Raw genomic sequence first — 6,401 nt, 5'->3', positions numbered from 1 at the left:
TGTTCGCCCCCGCCCTTGCCTGGTCCGGCCACCTGCGCCGCCGTCTCGATGCCCATCCGGACCTGGCCGCGTGGCTGGAAGACGCCGTACGGGAACCCGTCACGCGGGAACGGCTGGCGCACTGGCAGGCCGAGCTGGCCGGCCCCGGCGCGCCGGACATCCTGCCGGTGGAATTGTGCCGCCAGGTGCTGCGCAAATTGCGCGAGCGGGTCTTCAGCACGCTGATCGTGCGCGACCTGACCGGCCAGGCGCCGCTCGAGGAAGTGGTGGGCGCGATGACGGCGCTGGCGGATGCCGCGGTGGCCGCCGCCTATCGCAGCGTGGCCGCCGAATTGGCCGAGGTGCACGGGGTGCCGCGCGACCCGGCCACCGGCCTGCCCCAGGAAATGCTGATCGTGGGCATGGGCAAGCTGGGCGGCGCCGAACTGAACGTGTCCTCCGACATCGACCTGATCATGCTGTACGGCGAGGAAGGCGACACCGATGGCCCGCGCCGCATCAGCCACCACGAGTTCTATGGCCGCCTGACGCGCCGCATGATGCCGGTGTTGTCCGAGGTCGACGCCAACGGCCAGGTGTTCCGCACCGACCTGCGCCTGCGTCCCGACGGCGACGCCGGCCCGCTGGCCTGGAGCCTGGACGCGCTGGAGCACTATCTGATCGGCCAGGGCCGCGAATGGGAACGCTACGCATGGCTCAAGGCGCGCCTGATGCCGGCGCGGGCGTTCGAGGGAAGCGACAGCGCCGCCCAGGCCCGTCAGCTGGAAAGCCTGCGCGTGCCCTTCGTCTACCGCAAGTATTTCGACTTCGACGCCTTGGCCGCCCTGCGCGCCCTGCGCGAGCGCATCCGCCAGGACTGGCAGCGGCGGGCTTCCGCCCGCAACGGCATCGACAGCGCCAACAATATCAAGCTGGGCGATGGCGGCATCCGCGAAATCGAATTCGTGGTGCAACTGGCGCAGTTGATCCGCGGCGGCCGCATGCCGGCACTGCAACAACGCGGACTGTTGCCCGCCCTGCACGCCGAATGCGTCGCCGGCCTGGTTCCGGCGCAAGACGCGCGCCGCCTGGAGGATGCCTACCGGTTCCTGCGCCGCACCGAACACGCGCTGCAATACCGGGAAGACGAACAGACCCATCTCCTGCCGGGCGACCCGGCGCTGCGCGCCGGATTGGCCGCCGCCCTCGGCATGAGCGCGCAGGATTTCGAAACCACGCTGGCGGCGCATCGCCAGTTCGTCTCGCAGACCTTCCGCAACGTATTCCGCATGGTCGGCATGGACAAGGCGGACAGCGCCGATGCCACCGAAGAAACCACCGCGGACGAAAGCGACGAGCAATGCGAACTGGCCGAGCAGATCCGCCAGGCCTTCGGCGAGCAGGCCGACGACCTGCTGCGCCGCACCGAAACGCTGCTGGGTAGCCATCGCGTGCGCAGCCTGCCCGAAAGCAGCCGGCGCCGCATGGAAACGCTGTTGCCGGCCGCGCTGCGCGCCGCCCGCCAGACCGACGCGCCGCTGGACGCGGCCGTGCGCCTGTTCGACTTGATCGAGAAAATCGCCCAGCGCAGCGCCTATCTGGCCCTGCTGGCGGAATACCCCGACACCCTGGCGCGGGTCGCGCGCATGGTCGCGGCCAGCCCGTGGGCGGCCCAGTACCTGACGCAGCATCCGCTGCTGCTGGACAGCCTGATCGACTGGCGCACGCTGTTCGAACCGCTGGATTTCGCCCAGATCGCGCGCCAGTTGTCCGCCGACCTCGACGCCTGCCGCCTGCCCGATGGCGATCCCGACATCGAGCGCCAGATGAACCTGATGCGCGACGTGCAGCGCCAGGCCAGCTTCCAGTTGTTGGCGCAGGACCTGGAGGGCGAGCTGACGGTCGAAAAGCTCGCCGACCAGCTATCCGCGCTGGCCGACCTGCTGCTGACGGAAACCATCCGCCGCACCTGGCCGCTGGTGAACAAGGTCGCGGGCGCCGAACCGCGTTTCGCCGTGATCGCCTACGGCAAGCTGGGCGGCAAGGAACTGGGCTACGCCTCCGACCTGGACCTGGTGTTCCTGTATGACGATGCGCGCGAGGACGCCGCCGAGGTCTACGCCAAGCTGGGCCGCCGCATGACCTCCTGGCTGTCGACCATGACCTCGTCGGGCCGGCTGTATGAAGTCGACCTGCGCCTGCGCCCGGACGGCGACGCCGGGCTGCTGGCGGTATCGGTCGAAGCCTTCGAGCAGTACCAGCAAAAGCACGCCTGGGCCTGGGAACACCAGGCCCTGACCCGCGCCCGCTACGCATCCGGCGATGCCGCGGTCGGCCAGCGCTTCGAGCAGATCCGCGAAGCCATCCTGGTGATGCCGCGCGATACCGCCAAGCTGCGCGAGGAAGTGCTGGCGATGCGCCAGAAGATCAACGCCGGCCATCCGAACAGCACCGACCGGTTCGATCTCAAGCACGACGCCGGCGGCATGGTCGACGTGGAATTCGTGACCCAGTACCTGGTGCTGAGCCATGCCGGCACCCACCCGGTGCTGGTGCGCAACCTGGGCAACATCACCCTGCTGCGGCTGGCCGGCGAGGCCGGGCTGATCGATCCGGCGTTGGCCGCGCGCGCGGGCGATGCCTACCGCACGCTGCGGCGCGTGCAGCACCAATTGCGCATGCAGGGGGTGGAAAAGGCGCGCGTGGCGCCGGACCAGTTGCAGGCCGAGCGCACGGCCGTGCGCGAACTGTGGGATGCGGTGCTGGGCTGAACAACGGGGGACGCCCCCTCCCCGTGCCACGCGCCACCCGCCGTCACGGCAACTCGGCGTAAAATAAGGGGTTTTCCGCCTCATTGCCCGCTTTGACCATGTCCGAATTCGTGCGCCCCAAACTCGACCTGCCCGTCGGCCGCAGCAAGGTGCTGTTGCACTCGTGCTGCGCGCCCTGTTCCGGCGAAGTCATGGAAGCCATGACGGCTTCCGGCATCGACTACGCGATCTACTTCTACAACCCGAACATCCATCCGGTCAAGGAATACGAGATCCGCAAGCAGGAGAACATCCGCTTCGCCGAACAGCACGGCATCGAATTCATCGACGCCGACTACGATATGGACAACTGGTTCGAGCGCGTCAAGGGCATGGAAGACGCCCCCGAGCGCGGCGAGCGCTGCACCGCCTGCTTCGACATGCGCTTCGAGCGCACCGCGCTGTATGCCCACGAGCATGGCTTCGACACCATCACCAGCTCGCTCGGCATTTCGCGCTGGAAGGACATGAACCAGATCAACGGCTGCGGCGAACGCGCGGCCGCGCGCTACGACGACCTGGTCTACTGGACCTACAACTGGCGCAAGGGCGGCGGCTCGTCGCGCATGATCGAGATCAGCAAGCGCGAGAACTTCTACCAGCAGGAATACTGCGGCTGCGTCTATTCGCTGCGCGACACCAACCGCCATCGTCGCGCGCAGGGCCGCGAGCGCATCCACATCGGCGTGAAGTTCTACGGCAAGGAAGACCTGATCAACGCGGAAGAGCTTTAAGGCCTGCGTGGGTCCGCGCCGGCCCCGCCCGGCCGCTCAGTCCGGCTCGTCCGTCCGGCGTCCCTGGCGCCGGTATTCCGACGGCGACACCCCATAGCGATTGCGGAACGCGTGGCTGAAGCGCGCCGCGTCCGAGAACCCATGCCGGAAGGCGATCTCGCCGATCTGCCGCGCGGTCTGTGCGGCGTCGGCCAGCATGTCGCGGCAACGCTCCAGCCGCGCGCCGAGAATGAAGTCGGCCGGCGTGGTGGCCGCCTGCGCGAACAGGTTGTACAGATAACGCCGCGACACGCGCAGCGCCTCGGCCGCCGTGGCCGGCGACAGATCGGGGTCATGCAGGTTCTCGATCAGGTACTGCTGCACCCGCCGCAACTGCGCCTGCCGCAATTCGGCGGGGTCTTGCGCCCCGCCCCCGCCCGCCCGCTCACTGATGTCGAGCCCCATCATCTGCATCACCGCGTTGGCGGCGTCGCGCGCGGCGCTTTCGGACAGGTGCGCGTGTTCGCTCAGGGCCACCCGCAGCAGATCCATGGCCATCCGGCCGCAACCATGGCGCGCGCTGAAGCTGCGCGCCACGGCGTTGCGCATGGCCGGCAGCCAGGCTTCGGACTGCTTGGCGGGCACCTGCATTACCAGGAAATGCGCATTGTCGTCGACATCGACCTCGTACGGCCGGGTGGTGTCGTAGATGCCCCATTCGCCCGGCATCAGCAAGGCGGTGCGCGCGGCCTGGCGGATTTCACTGCGGCCGTCGAGCTGCAGCGTCACCTTGTAGCCGGATGCCTCGGCCCGCTCGGCCAGCAGCCGGGTGCGCCGCACGCGCTGGGCCCCCGTGCGCATTTCGCAGATCTGCATCCATCCCAGCGCATCCACCGCCACGCTGCTGCGAAAGTGCTTGGGATCGGCGGCCGACACTTCCAGCGGCACGAACGTGTTGCTGATGTTTTCCTTCCAGCTGGCGCAATCCAGGAACTGCTGGGGCGCGCTGCGTACGAGGGGGGGTGACATGGCGACTCCGGCGCGCGGCATGGAACAAGTGGCGGTATTCTTTCTATCACCGAGCCCCGGGCGCGGAGTATCGGTGACAACCCCTAGGACGCAACCGCAATCCAGCATGCCGGGCACCCTCCGCGCCGGCGCTCCCGACAACGCGCGCCTCAGGGCTTGCGGGCGCTGCCATATGAATAGTCGGACAGGGCAAAACCCAGCGCCCCCAACTCACGCGCGAGGCCGTGGCGTACCGGCACCACGTCGTCGTATCGGCGTGGCCGGGCCGCCGCCACCTCGCTTTCAGTGTACGGACGGAACCCTGCCGGCAGTTGCGCCGGGCTGAAGGTGTGGAGCAGCCAATTCAGCACGTTCGCCAATTCGGCATTGTTCAATTGTGAATAGGCGGCGCCCGGCACCCGGATGAGGTATTCGCGGCCCGCGGGCAGGTGCGTGAACGCGCCCACCGAATTGCGGAAATCGGGAATGCCGTGCGGTGTGCTGCCGCGCCCGTCGACCCGATGGCACCCTGCGCATTGCAGTATGTAGTCGGCGCGAGCGGCCTGCCACAGCGCGCCGGCGCCGGCCGCGCCCGGGGCGTCTGGCGCCGCCGCGGGGACGGGATCGCCGGCGGCCGCGCCGAAGGACGCGGCCGCCGCCACGATGGCCATGGCACAGGCGAGCGCAACCCGGGCGCCCCGCCGCCGGCGCGCCCCGCCGCGAGCCCTTGCCGCCATGACGTTCATGGCTTCTTCTTGGCCAACCCCACGATGACGGAGGTGGTGCAATGGAAGATGGACGACTCGTTCGACATGCACCAGTTGACGTCATTGTGCAGGAACATCTGGTAGCCGGGCCGCTCGCGCTCGGCCGAGGCGCACATGCACTTGCCGCAGGCCGTCTTGCCGCAGCAGTCGTTGTAGCTGATGAGATAGTCCTTGCCATCGAGCGGGTTGTGGCAGGTTCCCACCCACGATACCGCCGACGGCGAGGTGCCCGGCGGGCACGAGGTCATGCTGCCACCGCAGCATGAGCACAGAAAGCCGTCCACCGCGCAATAGCGCCAGTAGTCGCAAGCGGTCTCATCGGTCTGCGGCTTCCTGGCCGCCGCGGGAGCCGAGCGGGCCACCGGCAGCACCGGCACCAGGAAGGCGGTGCCGACCAGCACGCGGCCGATGCGGTTGAGCACGCTACGGCGCGAGGTGGTGTGGGCGACGGAGCGCGTGACGCGCTCGCCAAGCTTATCCAGCCAGAGCATTGCCGTTCTCCTTGCGTGAAACACGGGTTTCCTGCAGCGCGCTCCCGGCCAGGAATTCCTGTACCGAGGCCACGCCCAGCTCCTTGGCCGTGAACAGGCTTTCGAGCTGCTCGCGGGAATTGATCAGGCCCTTGGCGCGGATCACGCCGGACTCGTCGATCAGCACGGCATAAGGCAGCTTGCTGATCTGGAACTTCATGCCGAGTTCGGTCGACAGCAGGTAGGGAAAACGCTCCAGGCCGGCCTGGCGGTAGAACGCCAGGTGCTCGGGCATCTCGCCGTCGCTGGCCAGCACGATGCGCAGCCAGGCGTTCTCGGTGCTCGCCACGGACTTCAGGATGGGCAACAGCTTCTTGCACACCGGGCAGGTCGGCGACAGGAAGAACAGCAACTGGCTGTGCTGGCCGCGTTCGCCGATGGTCAGGCGCCGCCCCAGCAGGTCGGCCAGCTCGAACCGCGGCGCGGCCTCGCCCACCGCCGGCCCCTTGTCCATGGTCAGGGCCCCCATCGGCGCCACCCGTTCGTACAGCACGCCGATCTGGCGCGACAGCGCCAGGATGACCAGCAGCAGGCAGAGCACCACGCCCCACAGCAGAAAATTGGAAATGATCAAGGCTTCCATATCGTGTCTCT

At 68.3% G+C, this 6,401-nt stretch carries 6 protein-coding genes; 2 read left to right on the top strand and 4 right to left on the bottom strand.

Features of this window, described 5'->3' with window-relative positions; translation table 11 throughout:
• Positions 1-2,750 (top strand): bifunctional [glutamate--ammonia ligase]-adenylyl-L-tyrosine phosphorylase/[glutamate--ammonia-ligase] adenylyltransferase (gene glnE / locus DK459_RS13565; protein ID WP_110134886.1); only part of this gene is annotated, 2,750 nt, incomplete at its 5' end.
• A gap of 98 nt (positions 2,751-2,848) precedes the next feature.
• Entirely contained in the window at positions 2,849-3,523 is a 675-nt protein-coding gene (locus tag DK459_RS13560) for an epoxyqueuosine reductase QueH (protein WP_006387813.1), read from the top strand.
• Between the two features lie 36 nt (positions 3,524-3,559).
• Here DK459_RS13560 and DK459_RS13555 read toward each other — a convergent pair whose 3' ends face one another.
• From DK459_RS13555 to mauD, 4 genes are all read right to left on the bottom strand, one after another.
• On the bottom strand, positions 3,560-4,531 hold the full coding sequence (locus tag DK459_RS13555; RefSeq protein ID WP_006387812.1) for a helix-turn-helix domain-containing protein: 972 nt from the start codon (positions 4,529-4,531) through the stop codon (positions 3,560-3,562).
• 149 nt (positions 4,532-4,680) lie between these two features.
• Positions 4,681-5,256 (bottom strand): cytochrome c, encoded by a 576-nt coding sequence (locus DK459_RS13550; RefSeq protein WP_227740218.1) that lies wholly within the window; start codon positions 5,254-5,256, stop codon positions 4,681-4,683.
• The gene (locus DK459_RS13545; protein WP_006387810.1) at positions 5,253-5,768 is read right to left on the bottom strand and encodes a methylamine dehydrogenase light chain; all 516 of its coding nucleotides are present in this window, start codon (positions 5,766-5,768) and stop codon (positions 5,253-5,255) included. The genes DK459_RS13550 and DK459_RS13545 overlap by 4 nt, the downstream gene beginning before the upstream one ends.
• On the bottom strand, positions 5,752-6,390 hold the full coding sequence (gene mauD, locus DK459_RS13540; RefSeq protein ID WP_020926902.1) for a methylamine dehydrogenase accessory protein MauD: 639 nt from the start codon (positions 6,388-6,390) through the stop codon (positions 5,752-5,754). Before mauD ends, DK459_RS13545 begins: the two co-directional genes overlap by 17 nt.
• Positions 6,391-6,401 lie beyond the last annotated feature (11 nt).

This window comes from Achromobacter sp. RW408 (assembly GCF_003184165.1).
GTDB classification, from domain to species: Bacteria; Pseudomonadota; Gammaproteobacteria; order Burkholderiales; family Burkholderiaceae_B; genus Achromobacter; species Achromobacter xylosoxidans.
The sequence above is the reverse complement of the archived record's forward strand: the minus strand, read 5'-3'. Positions and strand labels throughout refer to the sequence as shown.